This window comes from Flavobacterium tyrosinilyticum, assembly GCF_023656565.1.
Classification (GTDB): domain Bacteria; phylum Bacteroidota; class Bacteroidia; order Flavobacteriales; family Flavobacteriaceae; genus Flavobacterium; species Flavobacterium tyrosinilyticum.
In genome coordinates this window covers 1,651,822-1,670,033 of record NZ_JAMOKG010000001.1, presented here as the reverse complement: position 1 = coordinate 1,670,033, position 18,212 = coordinate 1,651,822, and the positions used below count along the sequence as shown (strand labels likewise).

Sequence of the window (18,212 nt, the reverse complement as noted above, 5' to 3'; positions counted from 1 at the left end):
TTTTTATCTGTCAAACAATAATCTTTTACCCGCTCTGGTATCTTTTACTTTAAAGTTATTATAAACCAATTCACCGTTTACAAAAGTATGTGTGATTCTAGATTTAAAAGTAAAACCTTCAAATGGAGACCATCCGCATTTGTATAAAATGTTTTCTGGTTTCACGCTCCAAGGTAAACTTGGATTTACGATTACCAAATCGGCATGGTATCCTTCTTTAATAAAACCTCTTTTTTCAATTTTAAAAATCTTAGCTGGATTGTGGCACATTTTCTCCACAATTTTCTCCACGCTAATTTTTCCTTGATGATGCGCTTCAAACATTGCTACAACTGCATGCTGTACCAGCGGACCTCCAGAAGGCGCATTCAAATAAGACTGCTGTTTTTCTTCTTTTGTATGAGGAGCGTGATCTGTTGCAATTACGTCAATTCTTCCGTCGTTTAAAGCTTTCCAAAGTTCTGCACGATCTTCGGCAGTTTTAACAGCAGGATTCCATTTAATGAAATTACCTTTTGTTTTATAGTCTTCGTCAGTAAACCAAAGATGGTGCACGCAAACCTCAGCGGTAATTTTTTTATCTTCTAATGGAATTTTATTCGTAAACAATTCCATTTCTTTCGCCGTTGATAGATGGAAAATATGCAATCTTGCTCCTGTTCTTTTAGCCAAAGCTACTGCTTTTGAAGAAGAAATGTAACAAGCCTCTGCACTTCTAATTAAATTGTGTGCCGTAACTGGAACATCTTCTCCATATTGCTCTTTAAAAGCAGCAAGATTATTTTTAATCGTAGTCTCGTCCTCACAATGAACTGCAATTAACATTGGAGTGCTTGAAAAAATCTTTTCCAAAACCGCTTCATTATCAACCAACATATTCCCTGTAGATGAACCTAAGAAAATTTTAATCCCAGCAACATTTTTTGGATTTGTTTTTAAAACTTCTTCCAAGTTATCATTTGTTGCTCCCATCATAAACGAGTAATTCGCAAATGATTTTTGAGAAGCAATTTGGTATTTATCTTCTAAAATTTCCTGAGTAACTGCATTCGGAACTGTATTCGGCTGTTCAATAAAAGAAGTAATTCCTCCCGCAACAGCAGCACGAGATTCCGATTCGATATCTCCTTTATGTGTTAAACCTGGTTCTCTAAAATGCACTTGATCGTCTATCGCGCCAGGCATTAAATAATTTCCTTCAGCATCGATTACAATGCAATCTGAAGTTTTTAATGAAATGCTGTCTGCAATTTCAACAATCAGATCATTTTCAATTAAAACATCACCTTCAACAATTGTCCCTTCGTTTACAATTTTGGCATTCTTTATTAAAATCCTGTTCATTTTGGTTGGTTTATAATGAATTGACTAATTTTCTTATTCTAAGTGAAATTACTCCAAGTATCGCTTCTTTAATGATCGCATTGCTCATTTTAGAAACACCTTTTGTTCGGTCTGTAAAAATAATTGGGACTTCGGTAATTTGAAATTTAGCACAATAGGTTCTGTACTTCATCTCGATTTGAAACGCATATCCAACAAATTTTATTTTGTTCAGATTAATTTTTTCCAAAACCTCTCTTTTATAACAAACAAAACCTGCAGTAGCATCATGAATTTTCATTCCGGTAATAAATTTCACATAAACAGATGCAAAGTAAGACATCAAAACTCGGCTTAAAGGCCAGTTCACCACATTTACTCCTGTTACATAACGAGATCCAATTGCAAGATCTGCTCCGCCAAAATGACAAGCATCATATAATTTTTCTAAATCATTTGGGTTATGCGAAAAATCGGCATCCATCTCAAAAATAAATTGATAGTCACGCTCCAAAGCCCATTTAAAGCCATGAACATACGCAGTTCCTAATCCAGACTTTTTTGTTCTTTGTTCTAAAAAAAGTTTTCCTGGAAATTCTTCCTGTAAAGCGATCACTTTTTTAGCAGTATGATCTGGAGAATTATCATCAATAATAAGCAGATGAAAAGATTTATGTTGCGAAAGTACAGCTCTTACTATACTTTCTATGTTTTCAATTTCGTTATAAGTGGGAATTATGACAATACTATCATTCATTTTTTTCTCGGTAATTTCATCGCAAAAGTAAACTTTTTATAGCATTTGATTCATAATAAATATATAATAAAAGTATTGCATCAAAAAATTACTAATTTTGTATCGCTATGATTGAACAACTTCATCCTCGAATAATCGAAAACAAGGACTGGGCAACACTTTTATTTGTGGTGACCTTTGCCGTTGTTGCCATGACAAAATCTGCTTACGAAACAAGATTTAGTGAGTTTAGTAAACTTATTTTTTCTGATAAATACGCTAAAATTTATCGAGACAACAGCCACATGAAAAACAGCTTTACGGTTGGTTTATTTTTTGTACAAATTGTATCGTTTGCCTTTTTTATTCTGCTTACCATGAATAGTTTTGGCTACGCTTCAAAAACCGACTGGGTTCTATTTATTCAGATTGCCACTTTTTTGCTTTATTTCATTTTAGGAAAGTATTTAATCGAAAAAATTGTAGCCGCTTCATTCAATATTGACGATTTTGTAGAGCTATTTAATCTACAAAAAGTAACTTACAGGACTTATATTGGCGTTTTAATCCTTCCAATCAATGCTATTTTGTTCTATTACAACAATATTCCGCAGATTATTCCGCTAGCAATCATAGGTATTTCCCTGTGTATTAGTGTATACTCTTACTTTATTTCAATTAAAACGTATCAAAACGTAATTATCGGTAAGTTATTTTATTTTATTTTGTATCTTTGCGCTCTTGAAATAGCCCCTTATTATTTTCTCTATTATTGGATAGCAAAAGGGAGTGCTTAGTAAATATTTATAATATGAAAGTGAAAACAATTTTGGTGTCACAGCCTGAACCTAAAGTGGAGAATTCTCCTTACTTTGAGCTCCAACAAAAACACAAAATAAAAATTGATTTCAGACCATTTATTCATGTAGAAGGGGTTAGCGCAAAAGAGATTCGATTACAAAAAATCGATCTTAATCATTACACTGCGATCATTTTAACAAGTCGAAATGCTGTAGATCATTTTTTTAGAGTGGCTGATGAAATGCGTTACAAAGTTCCTGAAGGATTGAAGTATTTTTGTCAATCTGAGGCTGTTGCGTTCTACCTTCAAAAGTATGTTGTGTACAGAAAACGTAAAATTTACGTTGGAGCAAAAGATTTTGCAGATTTATCTCCGCTAATTAAGAAGTACAAAGACGAGAAGTTTTTACTTCCTGCATCTGACCAATTAAATGCAGATGCTCCTGTTACCTTAAACAGTTTAAAAGTAGATTGGGCACAAGCTATTTTCTACAGAACTGTAATGAGCGATTTATCTGACCTAGCTGACGTTTATTATGATGTTTTAGCTTTTTTCAGCCCAACAGGAATCAAATCATTGTTTAAAAATTTCCCAGATTTTAAACAAAATGATACTCGAATTGCTGTATTTGGAAGTACTACTCAGAAAGAAGCTTTAGATCATGGTTTAAGAATTGATATTCTTGCTCCAACTCCTGAAACTCCTTCTATGACAATGGCTTTAGAAAAATACGTAGCAGAAGCCAACAAAGGAAAATAACCTAAGAATAAAAATATACAAATTTTAAAAATCCAAATTCCAACTAATCACTGGGATTTGGATTTTTTGTTTTTAGGATTTTCACGATTTGTCCTGTGGCTGAAACCAATGGTTATATTTTAAATTTTGGGATTGGAGATTTGGGATCTATGCTATACGTCTCCCGTGGTTGAAACCACGGGTTATATTTGAATTTTGAAATTTGGACTCGAGCGGTAATGAACAGGTGAAGGAATTTGGAATTTGGAATTTGATTTTTTGGAGTTTGCTTTTTAGTTTTTGGAATTTAAAAAAAATGGAATTTTCTTTTGTTCTGCATTTTAATTACATTTGATTTCTATTCAAAACCCAAATCACAAAAATAGTTTCAAATTGTAAGTTATGAAAATCAACTCCCTCTTAATTGAAATTGACGGAATCGACAAAGAGATTCTTCGATACCTAATGGAAGATGCTCGAAAACCGATTTTGCAAATCGCCAATAAAATCGGAATTTCTGGAGCCGCGATTCATCAGAGATTAAAAAAACTGGAACAATCGGGCGTAATTTCTGGTTCTAAGTTTACTGTAAACCCAAAAGTTCTAGGCTACAATACCATGGCATTTGTTGGAGTTTATTTGGATAAAGCTTCCAGAAACTCAGAAGCCGTAAAAGAACTTAGAAAAATACCCGAAGTTTTAGAATGTCATTATACCACAGGAAACTGGTCGGTTCTGATCAAAATTATCTGTCGAGACAACGAACATTTAATGCAGCTTTTGAACAACAAAATCCAAGCAATTGAAGGAGTTTCGAGAACTGAAACCTTTATCTCACTGGATCAGCAGATTGATAGACAGATACAGCTTTAGAATTAGATAATGTGTCAATTTGATAATTAGATAATTCTTGAAAACGAATAATATCCTACTGTAATCCTGAGCGAAGTGGAAGGCTTAATTAGACATAAGGGCTTCGACTTCGCTCAGTCTGACAATTGATCAAAAAGTCATTATAAAACAAAACCCGACAGATTTTAAAAATCTGTCGGGTTTGCTATAAATTATCTAATTGACTAATTATCTCAATTATCAAATTAGTTCCTTCTACTTCCAGAATAAATTGATATATAGTACAACAACGTTGCGATTGAACCAATTGCTGCTACTACATACGTTCTTGCCGCCCATTTTAAGGCATCTTTTGCTCCAGCCTGCTCTTCTTGCGTAAGCATGTGTTTGTTTTCTAGCCAAGCCAAAGCGCGATTACTCGCATCATATTCTACCGGAAGCGTAATAACCGAGAACAAAGTCGTTGCAGCAAAAATGATGATTCCGATTAATAATAATCCCGGAAAAACTTTAATCATTAAAATTCCTGCAATTAAAATCCATTGTACATAATTTGAAGCAACGCTAACAATAGGCACTAACTTAGAACGCATAGTCAGCCATTCGTAACCAATAGCATGCTGTACAGCGTGACCGCATTCGTGTGCTGCAACGGCCGCTGCAGCTGCATTGCGATGGTTGTAAACTGCTTCACTTAAATTCACTGTTTTATCTGAAGGGTTATAATGATCTGTTAACTGACCTGGTGTCGAAATAACACGAACATCTGTGATTCCGTTATCGGCAAGCATTTTTTCAGCAATTTCTCTTCCGCTCATTCCGTTTCTCAATTGCAACTTCGAATACAATTCAAATTTACTTTTCAGCTGCGAGCTTACCAGCCAGCTGAACAGCATTATAGCTCCAGCAATAATTAAATATCCTGATCCCATTTTTTGTGTTTTTAGATTGATTTTTAAATTTACAAAACAAACTGCAAATTGCGAACCATTTTAACAAAATGTCATTTTGACATTATTTTACCACTTTTGACTTAATTCAACATATTGTTTTTAAGTAGAAAGGCAATTAATTCTGCCACATTTTTCATTTTATATTTCTGAAGAATATTGCGTCGATGTGTTTGAACGGTTAAAAAACTCAAAAATAAATCATCAGCAATTTCCTGAGTCGATTTTCCTTGCGAAAGCAGTAATGCAATATCTCTTTCTCTTCGGCTCAAACCTGGAATTCGTTCTAAATCTTCAGACAAAGGCTGACTGATTATCGTTTTTACTTCTTCGCTAAAAACAATTTCGCCCTCAATTGCTTTGTAAATACAGTTTTTAAATTCATCAAAAGAAGCATTTTTAAGAATATATCCGTTGCCTCCATTCTGGATAAACTGCATAACCAAACTTCTTTCAGACTGGCTACTCATCCCTATAATTACAATTTTAGGATGCTTTTGCTTGATTGTTTTGCACAGATCTACTCCATTTATTACAGGTAGAAAAATATCCATTAAAATCAAATCCACTTTATTGTCTTCTATATAATCTAAAAGCGCAATTCCCGATTCGAATTTTTCTACAATTTCTATATTATCTAACTCTGAAAGTAAGCCCGCAATTCCAGAAATCACAATTGGATGGTCGTCTACTATTACCGTTTTATACTTCATAATCATGATTTGGGTTATATTTTAATTCGATATAAGTTGAAGTCCCTTTATCCAGGACAGAATCAATTTCTAATTTTCCGTTTAAAAAAGCCACACGGTTTTTAATATTTCGCAAGCCCATTCCATCTCTTTTTTCTGCATATTCTACATTAAAACCAACTCCATTATCTTCAACTGTTATAAAAAATACGTCTTTATTTTGAGAGCAGGAAACTAAAATCTGAGAAGCTTTTGCATATTTTAAAGCATTATTTAAAAGCTCTTGAATAATCCTGAAAATCATTATTTTAAAATGCTGCGGTAAAGTTGTTTTTTTTATCAAATACTGAAATTCTATTGCTGTCTCTGGTGTTGAATGCGATGCACACAAATCTCTTAGAGCATGTTCGAGCCCTAATTTCATTAAACTTTCAGGCATTAAATTCTGAGAAATATTGCGAAGTTCTTTTATCGAATCGTTCAGCATTCCGTTTATATTGGAAACATTTTCATTGTTTTCACGTTCCGCAAGATTCAAATGAATTTTCAATCCAGAAAGCATACTTCCTAGTCCGTCATGCAAATCTCTGGCAATTCTTTTACGTTCGATTTCTTCTCCCTCAATCAAGGCATTTGAAACAGATAATTTCTGCTGATTCTCTAATGCTTCAAGTTCTTGTTTATGATTGACTTCTTTTTGAAAACTTATCTTTTTCTGATAATTATTCCAACTCCACAAAAACAAAACAGTCAAAAACAATACAAACGAAAGCACTGCAAAAAGCATCATATTCAAGCGATTATTATTAACCTGCAAAACCGCTTTTTCATTTTCAGATTGCAACAAACCAATTTTCTTTTCGCTTTCTGCTTTTTTATACTTGGCTTCGAGCTCTACAATTTCATTTTTCAGTTTGGCATCATTTAGACTATCATTAATGACATTGTATTTATTCGAATAATAATAGGCTTTTGGATATTCTTTGGTCGCGTTATAAACTTTTGACAATTCTTTATAATAGTTTTTCTTGTCTATAATAAAAGGAGTGTTTTTTATCAAATATTCCAAATTGCTTTTGGCCTTATCATAATTTTTAAGTTTAAAGAGTACTTCATATTCTGCAAACTTCAATCTGTTTACCGCTATAGCATTATGATGCTTTTCTGCCGATTTAATTCCTTTATCAAAACTTTGCAATGCCTCATTATGCTTATTTTGTTTCGCATAATAAAGTCCTTCCGAATAAAAATAAGAATCATTTAGATTAGATTCTGGGTATTTTTCTAATGTTGCATAAGCTTTCTCCAGAATTTCTTTAGCATCATAAAAATGCTTCAGCTCAACTAAATTTTCTGCATTTATAATATACGTCTCCATCTTAGACTCGGCTAAAGTTGCCGATTTTTTCGTAGCACTTTCAATATATTTCTGCGCTTGATCTAGATATTCTGCCGCTTTTTCGCGTTCATCATTATTCATAAAAATAATGGCAACTGCTTTATTTAAAGCACTTATCAATTCATAATCACCACTTTTTTTCGCAATAGGAATCGCTTCGTTCACTAGCAATTTCATATAAGCGTTTTCATTATTCTTCCTTTGCTGCATAATGCCGTAGTTCTGAAGTATAACAGCACGAAGTTTATATGCCTCTTTATTACGATACTTTTTAAGTTTCTCGTTTGCATCTAGTAAAGCTTTTTCAAAACCTTCTAAATCGCCTTTTTCTATAAAGCTGTACGCATTATAAAAAACAGAAGCATCTCTTAAAAAAGGAAATTTAATTTTTAGACGATTTGCTTGATTAAGGTATTCCTTTGATTTTTCTGCATCCTGGGCCATTAAAAATAGTTTTGACAATCTAAAACTATTCAAACTTTTGACACTGTCGGATTTTGTGTTTTTTGTGATTTTAACAATACTGTCAATATAAACCGTATCATCATCTAATGAAAGAATTACTTGCGAACTGGAAATTGCAGTGAAAAATAAAAAAAAGAATAAGGCGTAGAGTTTCTTCATAAATGTGGCATTTACTCAAAGTTATTAAAGCTTAACGACTTTCAAAAAAAAATCACTTGCTTTTACCTGATATCAGGTAATAAAAAATACATTTTATCAGGTATTGCCATCCGTAGGATAAGCGTCTAACTTTGTTAAGTTATGAATTTTAATTAAAGAATTTTATTATGAAATCAATTTTGAAAACCCTAGCAATTGTAATGACTCTTGCTTTTACAGCAGTTTCTTGCAGCAGCGATAATGATGATAATGGCTCAGGAAGTGTATCAAGAGATGTTAAATATGAAATAACTGGAAATTATACAGGAACAGCTTCAGTTACTTACTTTGAAAAAGGAGGTAATGCATTAAATGAAGATATGACCAAACTTCCTTGGACTAAAGAATTTACTGCTGAAGCAAAATCTCTTGGAGCATCATTAAGCGCAAGTGGATACGGTGGTGTTGCTGGACAAACCTTAACTGGAAAAATTTACATTGGAGGAAAATTAGAGAATGAATTAACTGCGACAGCAAATAGCGACGGAATAATTGTATTATCTCTTACACCGTACGTTTTTCCTCTTTAAAAATTAGTTTAGAATTTAGATTTAAGTTTTTGGTAAAAAGAAAGCTTCGTAAGATTTTACGAAGCTTCTTTTTTTTATGACCTTAATTGATTGTCGACTTCTTCAAACTTTTCAATTAAAGTATTTATTTTTTCCTGCTGTTTTTTAATTTGTTTCGGGCGAATGTAAAACCAATTGAACAACATCCAAAGCAAAGTGATTCCGTACGCTAAACCCGCTCCTAAAGCACTCATTCTACTAGCGTATTCGTACATATACAAACAAATTCCAAGTGTTAGTGCCATAAAGTAAAAACTCATCATTTTGGTTTGCAGAAACTGTTGCTTCTTTTTTATCGAAATCAGTTTTTGAAGGTATTCCTGATTGGGCTGTGTAGCATCTATGTTTTTATAATCGCCCATTAACTTATTATAGACAAACACATAAACGACCATAGCAAGAATGGTAAGCACAATTCCGATTTTAGTCGAAACAAATTGTGGCTGATAATATATCCAAATAAAAACAATAAAGACACTTGTTACCGAAAGCAAAATATTGATCATCCATAAACTGCGCAAAGCCGCTTTTTTAAATTTACTTAATCGCGCCAGCAAATCGGTTAGGTCTGGCTGACTTACGGATTGTTTTTTCCATAAATCTTTAAAATCTATATTGTTATCGTTGTTCATTTTCTTTAAATTTTTGAGTCAGTTTTTCTTTTATTCTATGGATTTTCACTCTAACATTGGCTTCAGAAAGTCCGACAATTTTTGCAATTTCATTTTGTTTGATGTCTTCCAATTCTAATGAAATAATAATACGATCGGTTTCGGGAAGCTCAGCAATACATTTATACAAGAATTGAATCTGAGGTTCTATAGAATGTTGTTTTTCTTCTGAAAGATGAATAGGAAGTTCTGATTTTGGGAAACGTTTTTGTTTTTCAATTTGTCTCAAACAATTATTAGAAGCAATTCTAAAAATCCAAGTCCCAATTGCCGACTCGTTTCTAAAAGTTTCCAGCTTTTGCCAAACAATTATAAAAGTTTCCTGAGTCAAATCCTGAGCGGTATCATAATCATTCACGAAACCCATGCAGAGCCTGAAAATTCGATCCCAATACATTTTGTAGATTTGTTCAAATTCCATTCTTTCTATTTTAAAAAAGTGCTTAATTGCTCTAAGTACCAAGCTGTATCATCGTACATAATAAAATGCAGGCCATTTGTAGCGTACTGAAAATTGGCCGTTTTCAAATTTTTATACTGATCTTCTATAGCTGGTTTTAAATTTATAAAATAAGATTCTAATAAAATTAAAGCGGGGCATTTTATCTGTGCAATTCTTTCTCTTAAATCAATATTGTAAAAGTCACAATACATTTGCCCAAAAGTTGTTCTATCCGATTTTACACTCCAATCTACAACCATATCCAGCTTAGATGCATCAGCCAAAAGTCTTGGCATTGTCTTTTTCTGCATATCGTAAAACTGATCATTGGTCATTCCTGTCATCTGATTTACAGTCGAAGAACAATCGTTATTCATTTTTGATTTAAAAGCAGGATCACTTAACGCCGCCAAACAAGGAAGCGCATCTACTACCACGATTTTACTAATCAAATCTGGATAATCTGCTGCAATGGCAAGCGCAAGTCCGCCTCCCATACTATGGCCAATTAAAATTGGTTTTTCAATATTATTTTCTTTGATATAATTGGCAATTCCATTCTTCCAGTTTTCGAACGAAGCATTCGGCTGTGGTTTTCTTCCCGCAAAACCAGCCATTGTAAGGGTATAACAGGTAAATTGATTTTCGAATGTAGCCCTAGTTTCATTCCAAACATCTCCAGACGATGCAAAACCAGGAATAAATATAATAGACTGATCTCCATTTCCGGTTTTTAAAACTTCAAACGGAAATTGTTTCGTTTGCGCAAAAACATTTAAACATAATGCTGAGAATAAGAATGCGATAATTAAGATGATATACTTTTTCATTTTTAATAGTTTTAAGTTGTTAATTAAATCGGATCCATGCTTTTGATACGACAACTATTAAAATGTTACAACGAAAATGAAAATTTCAATAAAAAAAATCCAAATTCCAATGTTGGTGTGGGTTTTTAACCGCGAAGAGCGCGAAGATTTACGCAAAGAACGCGAGTTTTTTTGCTCGCAAAGACGCGAAGTCGCGAAGTTTTTTTCCCAATCTTGTCATCCTGAGGAACGAAGGATCACACAAGATACTCCGTAAACTGAATCGCCAATCTTTGTCGAGTTTCGCGTGCGATCCTTCGTTCCTCAGGATGACAAACTCTACGCATTGTCAGTCTGAGCGAAGTCGAAGACCACGCAAGAAGCTCCGTAAAGAAAATCGCCAATCATTGTAGAGTTACTTATGCGGTCTTCGACTTCGCTCAGACTGACAAAACAAGACGAAAAAAAAATCCCAAACCCCAATCGTAAAATTGGAATTTGGAATTTTTCATATTGGAATTTAAAATTAACCTACAAGGTTGATGATTTTTCCAGGAACAATAATCACTTTATTTGGCGTTTTTCCGTCTAAGTGTTTTTGTGTTCTTTCGTCTTTCATTACGATTTCTTCGATTTGTTCTTTGGTTAAATCCAAAGGCAATTCGATGGTGAAACGCATTTTTCCGTTGAAAGAAACTGGATATTCTTTATTGGTTTCAATTAAATGTTTCTCATCAAAAATCGGGAACGCAACTTCAGAAATCGAAGTTGTATGTCCTAATTGCGACCATAATTCTTCTGCAATATGAGGTGCGTATGGTGAAACCAAAATTGCTAACGGTTCTAAAATCGCTCTTGAATGACAGTTTTGAGAAGACAATTCGTTTACACAAATCATAAATTGAGAAACCGAAGTGTTGAAAGAGAAATTCTCGATATCTTCTGCTACTTTTTTGATCGTTTTATGTAATGATTTCAAGTTGTCTTTTGTTGGTTCGTCGTTGTTTACGATTAAACCGTTATCATCAAAATACAATCTCCACAATTTTTTCAAGAAGCCAAATACTCCAGAAATACCAGCAGTATTCCAAGGTTTTGCTTGCTCTAACGGACCTAAGAACATTTCGTATAAACGTAATGTATCAGCTCCATATTCAGCACAAATATCATCTGGAGTTACCACATTATAGTATGACTTAGACATTTTTTCTACTTCACGACCTACAATGTATTTTCCGTTTTCATCAAAAATAAATTCTGCTGTATTGAAATCTTCTCTCCAAGCTTTGAACTTTTCGATATTTAATTCATCTGAAGAATTAACAAAATGAACATCAACACGAATTGGCTGTACATTTTGACCTTCAATTTTATTTTTAGACACAAAAGTATTTGTACCTTCTAATCTGTAAACATAAGCTGTAGTCCCTAAAATCATTCCCTGATTAATCAGTTTTTTGAATGGCTCTTCGGTCGGAGCAAAACCTTTGTCTTTTAAGAATTTGTTCCAGAAACGAGAATACAACAAGTGACCTGTTGCGTGCTCACTTCCTCCAATATATAAATCTACATTTTCCCAGTAAGCTAAAGCTTCTTTGCTTGCAAATTCATTTTCATTGTGCGCATCCATATAACGCATCCAATACCATGAACTTCCTGCCCATCCTGGCATAGTGTTCAATTCTAAAGGAAAAATCGAAACATTATCAACTAAATCTGTATTAACAACTTTGTTTTGTTTTGTATCCCAAGCCCAAACTGCCGCGTTTCCTAATGGAGGCAAACCGTCTTCTGTTGGTAAATATTTCTCTACTTCTGGCAAAATAATTGGCAAATGCTGTGTATCGATCATTTTAGGCAATCCATTCACATAATAAACTGGGAACGGTTCACCCCAATAACGCTGACGAGAGAAAACAGCATCACGCAAACGGTAATTTGTTTTTCCTTTTCCTTGTCCGATTTCTTCTAACTTATAAATCGCTTTTGCTGTCGCGTCTTTGTAATTTAATCCGTTTAAGAAATCAGAAGCTGCGATTTCAACATTGTCTTTAGATCCATAAGCCGCTTCAGAAATATCAACATTCGCGAAGATATTTTTGATTTCCTGCATTCCATTCCGACCTTTAAAGAAATTAGCGAAAGCATAATCTCTTTCGTCTCCGCAAGGAACTGCCATTACAGCACCAGTTCCATAGCCTGCCAAAACATAATCACCAATCCAAACCGGAATAGCTTCTTTTGTAAACGGATGCTCCGCATAAGCTCCAGTAAATACTCCTGAAATGGTTTTTACATCGGCCATACGCTCACGCTCCGAACGTTTTGCTGTTTTTTCGATATACGCTTCAACAGCTTCTTTTTGTTCTGGAGTTGTAATTTTAGCAACCAAATCATGTTCTGGCGCCAAAGTCATAAAAGTAACTCCAAAAATAGTATCAGGACGAGTAGTGAAAACTTCGATTACTTCATCATGATTTTTCACATTAAAAGTCACCAAAGCCCCAACCGATTTCCCGATCCAGTTTCTTTGAGATTCTTTAATTGACTCGCTCCAGTCAATATCATTTAAACCTTGAAGTAAGCGTTCGGCATAAGCAGAAATTCGCATACTCCATTGTGTCATTTTTTTTCTTATAACAGGAAAGCCACCACGTTCCGAAACTCCGTTTACAATTTCGTCATTTGCTAAAACAGTTCCTAAGCCTGGACACCAGTTTACTTCTGTTTCTGCCAAATACGTCATTCTGTATTGCAACAAGATTTTCTCTTTTTGATCTTCAGAATAAGATTTCCATTCGTCAGCAGTAAAAATAGCAACGTTATCATCACAAACCGCCTCAACCAATGCATTTCCGCTTTCTTCAAAAACAGTTACAAGCTCAGAAATATCAAAAGCTTGACCTTGTTTTCTGCAATACCAAGAGTTGAACAATTGAATAAAAATCCATTGTGTATGCTTGTAATAATCAGGGTTTGATGTACGCACTTCACGCGCCCAGTCAAATGAGAATCCGATTTTATCTAATTGTTTTCTGTAACCTGCAATTTGTTTTCCTTCTTTGTCTACTCCTCCGTCAATATTTACGCGAGTTGTATCTTCTGGACGCTGTCCGGTCTGAATCGCATATTGTTCTGCTGGCAATCCGAAACTATCGTATCCCATTGGGTGCAAAACATTGAAACCTTGATGTCTTTTGAAACGAGAATATACATCTGAAGCTATATAACCCAGCGGGTGCCCAACATGCAGTCCTGCTCCAGATGGATAAGGAAACATATCGAGAACATAGTGTTTCGTTTTTTCAGAGTTATTCTTTGCTGCAAAAGTTTGATTTTCTGCCCAATATTTTTGCCATTTGGCTTCAATTTCGTTTGGATTGTACTTCATTTCTAAGTGACTAAGATTCTAAGTTACTAAGGTTCTAAGCTTTTCACTAAATTAATTAAGCCGCAAATTTACATTTATTGCGGATTGTAGCAAAGCTATTTCACTGACAAACAAATAAAATAACAAAATACTTATTTTTAATTACGTAAAAATACTTATGTTTGCATTTTTATACTTAGAAAATATATTACGTTGACAGAATATTTTTATCAGAAAAGAATTATTTTTGAATAGCATTTAAAAAATTAAAATGGCCGACAGTAAAAAATACAATGTTGAAGTCCGTGTTTGGATCGAGGAAGCTGAAGGCGCATTTCTTGGAATTGGTAAAATCTGGCTTCTTGAAAACATCAAGAAAACGGGATCGATTACCAATGCTGCAAAAGAAATGAAGATGGCATATCGTCAAGCTTGGCAATTGGTCGAAGAAATGAATCAGCGTGCTGAAAGTCCATTAGTTGAAAAACTTCTTGGAGGAAAAGGCGGCGGAGGTGCAAGATTAACCGATGCTGGAGAAAGAGCCATTACTATTTTTTATGAAGTTGAAAAACGTATTAAAGAGTTTGCTCAAAAAGAAACTCAGAATTTGAAGTTTTAAAAACAAATATTTAAACACATAGAAACATAGCTTTAGCAATCGTAAAAAGGCGTTTCTCTTAATTCAAATACACATAGCAAATCTATGTTTTAGAAACTAGTTTCTTTTTTACAATCTTTTTGAGGATAAAAAAACCTATGTTTCTATGTGTTTAAAAAAATAACCAACCAAACCGACTTTTTTTTTAACCATCAGTATTCATTTTAAAACATACTGAATTTAACCGCCAAAACCCATGAACCAAAAACTGTATTTATTCTTTGTTTTTATAAGCCTGAAAAGTTTTTCTCAAGTCCAAAATTCGAAAACGCAAGACAGCATTAAAAAAGAAGAACTAAATGAAATCGTGATTACTGCATCTCGCCGTTCTGAAAAATTAATGCATTCTCCCATAAGTATTGAGCAGTTAAAATCGGCGGAAGCGAAAGCAATGGGATCGCCAAGTATTTATGAAGCATTAGAAAATGTAAAAGGCGTTCAGATTATTACGCCAAGTCTAGGTTTTAAAGTCATCAATACAAGAGGTTTTGCCAATTCTACCAATGTAAGATTTGCCCAATTGGTAGACGGAATCGACAATCAGGCTCCACACTTGGGCGCTCCAATTGCAAATGCGCTAGGTGCAAATGATTTGGATATTGATAAAATCGAAATCATTCCCGGAACGGCTGCCGCTTTGTATGGAATGAATGCGATTAATGGTTTAGCCAATATTCAAACCAAAAATCCTTTTGAATATCAGGGAATCGCTATACAGCAATTGACTGGCGTAAATCATGTCGGGAATATTGATCGGTTTTCACCGAAAGTATATTCTCAGTTTAATTTAAGAATCGCAAAAGCTTTCAATGAAAAATGGGCGCTTAAAATCAATGCTTCAACAACAGGTGGAACAGATTGGGTTGCCGATGACAGAACCGATTTGGCTCCAAATGCCAATGCTTCAACAGGTTTGTTTGGTGCAGATAATCCAGCGTATGACGAAGTGAACGGTTACGGAAATGAATCGGCGAACAGAAAAACATTAAACTTAAATGGCAAAAATTATGTTGTTGCCCGAACAGGTTATCGAGAAACAGACATTTCTGATTACGAAATAAAAAATTACAAAGCTGATTTCGGATTGTATTTTAGACCAAAAAAAGATCATGAACTTTCTGTGACTTACAAAACAGCTTTAATCAATACGATTTATCAGCGTTCAAATAGATTTAGATTAGACAATTATACTTTAAATCAATTTTCTGCCGATTATCACACCCCTATTTTTCAGGTAAAAGCATACGCAACAACCGAAAATACTGGCGATTCATACAATATGCGTTCGTTGGCAGAAAATATGGATCGCGCTTATAAATCGGATGATAAATGGTTTGCTGATTATGGTATGGCTTATAAAAATGCTGTTGCAAGCGGAGCAAGCGTTGCCGACGCACACAGAATTGCCAGAACGCAATCTGATGTAGAAAGATTTTTGCCCGGAACTGAAGCTTACGAACAAAAGAAAAACGAATTGATCGATATTAACAATTGGGATATTGGCGCGGCTCTGAGAGTAAAATCGACTTTAGCACATGGCGAAGGATTGGTTAATTGGGATAAAGCTTTTGTTTCATTTTTCGAAAAAATTGATGCGAAACTTTTGAGCGGTGTCGATTACAGAAATTACACTATAGTTCCCGACGGAAATTATTTCATCAATCCCGTTCATGCTGATGAAAATCTGACGTATCAAAAAACCGGCGCTTTCACACAAGTGACAAAAGATTTTTTTTCAGATAAATTACGTTTGAGTGCAACTGTTAGAATGGATAAAGCTGATTATTTTGATGCGAAATTTACGCCGCAGTTTACCGCAGTTTATTCTCCAAAAGAAACCATCAATTTTAGAGCTTCTTACCAAAACGGGTATCGATTCCCCAGTATTTTTGAAGGATTTTCGAATGTAAATTCAGGCGGTGTAAAACGTGTTGGCGGATTACGAATTATGTCTGATGGCGTTTTTGAAAACTCTTATACAAAAGCTTCAATCGATAAATTTCAAGCACAGGTAAATACCGATGTAAACACAAATGGTTTGACGCAGGCACAGGCGATCGAAAAAAATAAAAATACGATTCAGAAAAATCCTTATACATATCTGGAACCAGAATTTGTAAAATCGTTTGAAGTTGGTTTTAGAGGATTGGCATTAAACAGAAATCTTTTTATTGACGCCGATTTCTATTACAACTCTTATAAAAATTTCATCGCTCAGGTAGAAGCCAGTATTCCGAATACGACAGATCCAAATTTGATTCCGACTGCTTTATATTCTAAAAACACTCAAAATCGCTACAGACTTTGGACCAATTCTAAAAGTAAAATTTACAATTATGGAGGAAGCTTAGGTTTGAAATACCGTTTTGATAATACTTTCAGCGCGCTTACCAATTTAACTTATACCAAACTAGACAGAACAGATGATAAAGATGGTTTAGAAGACGGTTTCAATACACCCGAATTTAATGTAAACGGAACTTTGATTGCTCAAAATATCTGGAAAAATCTCGGAGCGAGTGTTACCGCACGTTATCAAAATAATTTTGATTATGTTTCTTTTCTAGTCAGCGGAACCGTTCCTGCATATTGGTCAATGGATGCTCAGGTAAATTATGCTTTCAAAAAAGGAATTTCGGCAAAATTGGGCGGAACAAATATTTTGAACAAACCCTACTCTTCAATTCTCGGCGGCCCATCAATTGGCGGATTATATTATTTGTCATTGGTTTGGGAAAGCAGTAAAATTTAAATCACAACTCTTATGAAAACACAAAATTACATTCTCGTTCTTTTAATTGCATTTTCATGCTCCATGTGCAATTCATCTAAAAAAGAAGAAAAAATTTCAACTGAAAAAACTTCTGAAACTAAAAAACATGAACATGGAACGCTTACGGCAGAAGACAGCTTGAAATTAGTCAATCATCAAATTGAAGTAAAGGGCGAAGTTGAATTTCCGCTACATTTAACAGTCGATTCTCTAAAAAAAATGAAAGTTGTTACCCTTGACAATTTTAAAATTACTGGGAAAAATGGAGAAGTAAAAAGAGAAATTAAAGCTTGCAAAGGCGTTCTTTTAAAAGATATTCTCGAAAAAGCCAAAATCAAGCAGGAAGATCATAAAGACCGAAACTTCTATATTGTAGCTAGAGCTTCAGATGATTATAAAGCAACTTTTTCATGGGCAGAACTTTTCAATAATCCGACGGGAGAAAATGCCTATATTCTTTTTGAAGAAAATGGAAAACCAGTTAAAAACGGCAAAATGATCGCAATTTGTAAAAATGATATTAGAACAGGACCACGCCATGTTTATTGGCTAAAAAGTATCGAAGTTTATAAGGTTAAGTAAAGATTCTGAGATTCTGAGATGCTAAGCTACTAAGTTTTTTTGCTCGCAAAGTCGCGGAGTCGCAAAGTTTTTGTTCAATTAATTTTAAATATCTGCTTGTCAAATATAGCCCGTGGTTTTAACCACGGGAAACGTTTTTATATATTTTTCGTCCCGTGATCGAATCCACTGAAATACGGATCG

Annotated in this window: 16 protein-coding genes; 7 read left to right on the top strand and 9 right to left on the bottom strand. The window is 34.2% G+C overall.

All coding sequences use genetic code 11. The annotated features are described in order from the left end of the window. Positions 1 to 3: 3 nt before the first annotated feature. Positions 4 to 1,344, bottom strand: a complete 1,341-nt coding sequence (locus NCC77_RS07370) for a dihydroorotase (protein ID WP_250834992.1) — start codon at positions 1,342 to 1,344, stop codon at positions 4 to 6. Between the two features lie 10 nt (positions 1,345 to 1,354). After that, entirely contained in the window at positions 1,355 to 2,080 is a 726-nt protein-coding gene (locus NCC77_RS07365) for a polyprenol monophosphomannose synthase (RefSeq protein WP_095928284.1), read from the bottom strand. A gap of 107 nt (positions 2,081 to 2,187) precedes the next feature. Between NCC77_RS07365 and NCC77_RS07360 the strand changes: the two genes are divergently transcribed. The 3 genes from NCC77_RS07360 to NCC77_RS07350 all read left to right on the top strand — a co-directional run bounded on the left by NCC77_RS07360 (position 2,188) and on the right by NCC77_RS07350 (position 4,472). Beyond that, a complete protein-coding gene (locus NCC77_RS07360) occupies positions 2,188 to 2,856 on the top strand; it encodes a DUF4271 domain-containing protein (protein ID WP_250834991.1) in 669 nt (222 codons plus the stop codon). A gap of 14 nt (positions 2,857 to 2,870) precedes the next feature. Next, complete coding sequence (locus NCC77_RS07355; RefSeq protein ID WP_109190797.1) at positions 2,871 to 3,620, top strand: uroporphyrinogen-III synthase; 750 nt, start codon at positions 2,871 to 2,873, stop codon at positions 3,618 to 3,620. A 381-nt stretch (positions 3,621 to 4,001) separates the two neighbouring features. Beyond that, on the top strand, positions 4,002 to 4,472 hold the full coding sequence (locus tag NCC77_RS07350; protein ID WP_095928286.1) for an Lrp/AsnC family transcriptional regulator: 471 nt from the start codon (positions 4,002 to 4,004) through the stop codon (positions 4,470 to 4,472). 224 nt (positions 4,473 to 4,696) lie between these two features. On the opposite strand, the gene NCC77_RS07345 is transcribed toward NCC77_RS07350, so the two are convergent. The 3 genes from NCC77_RS07345 to NCC77_RS07335 all read right to left on the bottom strand — a co-directional run bounded on the left by NCC77_RS07345 (position 4,697) and on the right by NCC77_RS07335 (position 8,116). Further along, on the bottom strand, positions 4,697 to 5,383 hold the full coding sequence (locus NCC77_RS07345) for a zinc metallopeptidase (RefSeq protein ID WP_095928287.1): 687 nt from the start codon (positions 5,381 to 5,383) through the stop codon (positions 4,697 to 4,699). Positions 5,384 to 5,484: 101 nt separating this feature from the next. Beyond that, positions 5,485 to 6,114, bottom strand: a complete 630-nt coding sequence (locus NCC77_RS07340; protein ID WP_250834990.1) for a response regulator — start codon at positions 6,112 to 6,114, stop codon at positions 5,485 to 5,487. Further along, positions 6,104 to 8,116 (bottom strand): ATP-binding protein, encoded by a 2,013-nt coding sequence (locus tag NCC77_RS07335; protein WP_250834989.1) that lies wholly within the window; start codon positions 8,114 to 8,116, stop codon positions 6,104 to 6,106. The genes NCC77_RS07340 and NCC77_RS07335 overlap by 11 nt, the downstream gene beginning before the upstream one ends. Positions 8,117 to 8,283: 167 nt before the next feature. Here NCC77_RS07335 and NCC77_RS07330 point away from each other — a divergent pair, with 167 nt between their 5' ends. After that, positions 8,284 to 8,685 (top strand): MmpS family transport accessory protein, encoded by a 402-nt coding sequence (locus NCC77_RS07330; RefSeq protein ID WP_250834988.1) that lies wholly within the window; start codon positions 8,284 to 8,286, stop codon positions 8,683 to 8,685. Positions 8,686 to 8,759: 74 nt separating this feature from the next. Here NCC77_RS07330 and NCC77_RS07325 read toward each other — a convergent pair whose 3' ends face one another. The 4 genes from NCC77_RS07325 to leuS form a co-directional block, all read right to left on the bottom strand. Then, on the bottom strand, positions 8,760 to 9,356 hold the full coding sequence (locus NCC77_RS07325) for a hypothetical protein (protein WP_250834987.1): 597 nt from the start codon (positions 9,354 to 9,356) through the stop codon (positions 8,760 to 8,762). Further along, positions 9,343 to 9,816: an RNA polymerase sigma factor gene (locus tag NCC77_RS07320; RefSeq protein ID WP_250834986.1), complete on the bottom strand. Its 474-nt coding sequence runs from the start codon at positions 9,814 to 9,816 to the stop codon at positions 9,343 to 9,345. The genes NCC77_RS07325 and NCC77_RS07320 overlap by 14 nt, the downstream gene beginning before the upstream one ends. A gap of 5 nt (positions 9,817 to 9,821) precedes the next feature. Beyond that, positions 9,822 to 10,667 carry an alpha/beta fold hydrolase gene (locus NCC77_RS07315; RefSeq protein WP_250834985.1) on the bottom strand — a complete coding sequence of 282 codons (846 nt, stop codon included), beginning with the start codon at positions 10,665 to 10,667 and terminating at the stop codon, positions 9,822 to 9,824. Positions 10,668 to 11,172: 505 nt separating this feature from the next. Further along, entirely contained in the window at positions 11,173 to 14,037 is a 2,865-nt protein-coding gene (gene leuS, locus NCC77_RS07310) for a leucine--tRNA ligase (protein ID WP_250834984.1), read from the bottom strand. Between the two features lie 250 nt (positions 14,038 to 14,287). Here leuS and NCC77_RS07305 point away from each other — a divergent pair, with 250 nt between their 5' ends. The 3 genes from NCC77_RS07305 (at position 14,288) to NCC77_RS07295 (ending at position 18,029) form a co-directional block, all read left to right on the top strand. Next, positions 14,288 to 14,635 carry a winged helix-turn-helix domain-containing protein gene (locus NCC77_RS07305; RefSeq protein WP_250834983.1) on the top strand — a complete coding sequence of 116 codons (348 nt, stop codon included), beginning with the start codon at positions 14,288 to 14,290 and terminating at the stop codon, positions 14,633 to 14,635. 235 nt (positions 14,636 to 14,870) lie between these two features. Beyond that, a complete protein-coding gene (locus NCC77_RS07300) occupies positions 14,871 to 17,426 on the top strand; it encodes a TonB-dependent receptor (protein ID WP_250834982.1) in 2,556 nt (851 codons plus the stop codon). Positions 17,427 to 17,438: 12 nt separating this feature from the next. Continuing rightward, positions 17,439 to 18,029 (top strand): molybdopterin-dependent oxidoreductase, encoded by a 591-nt coding sequence (locus tag NCC77_RS07295; RefSeq protein WP_250834981.1) that lies wholly within the window; start codon positions 17,439 to 17,441, stop codon positions 18,027 to 18,029. The last annotated feature ends 183 nt before the right edge of the window (positions 18,030 to 18,212 follow it).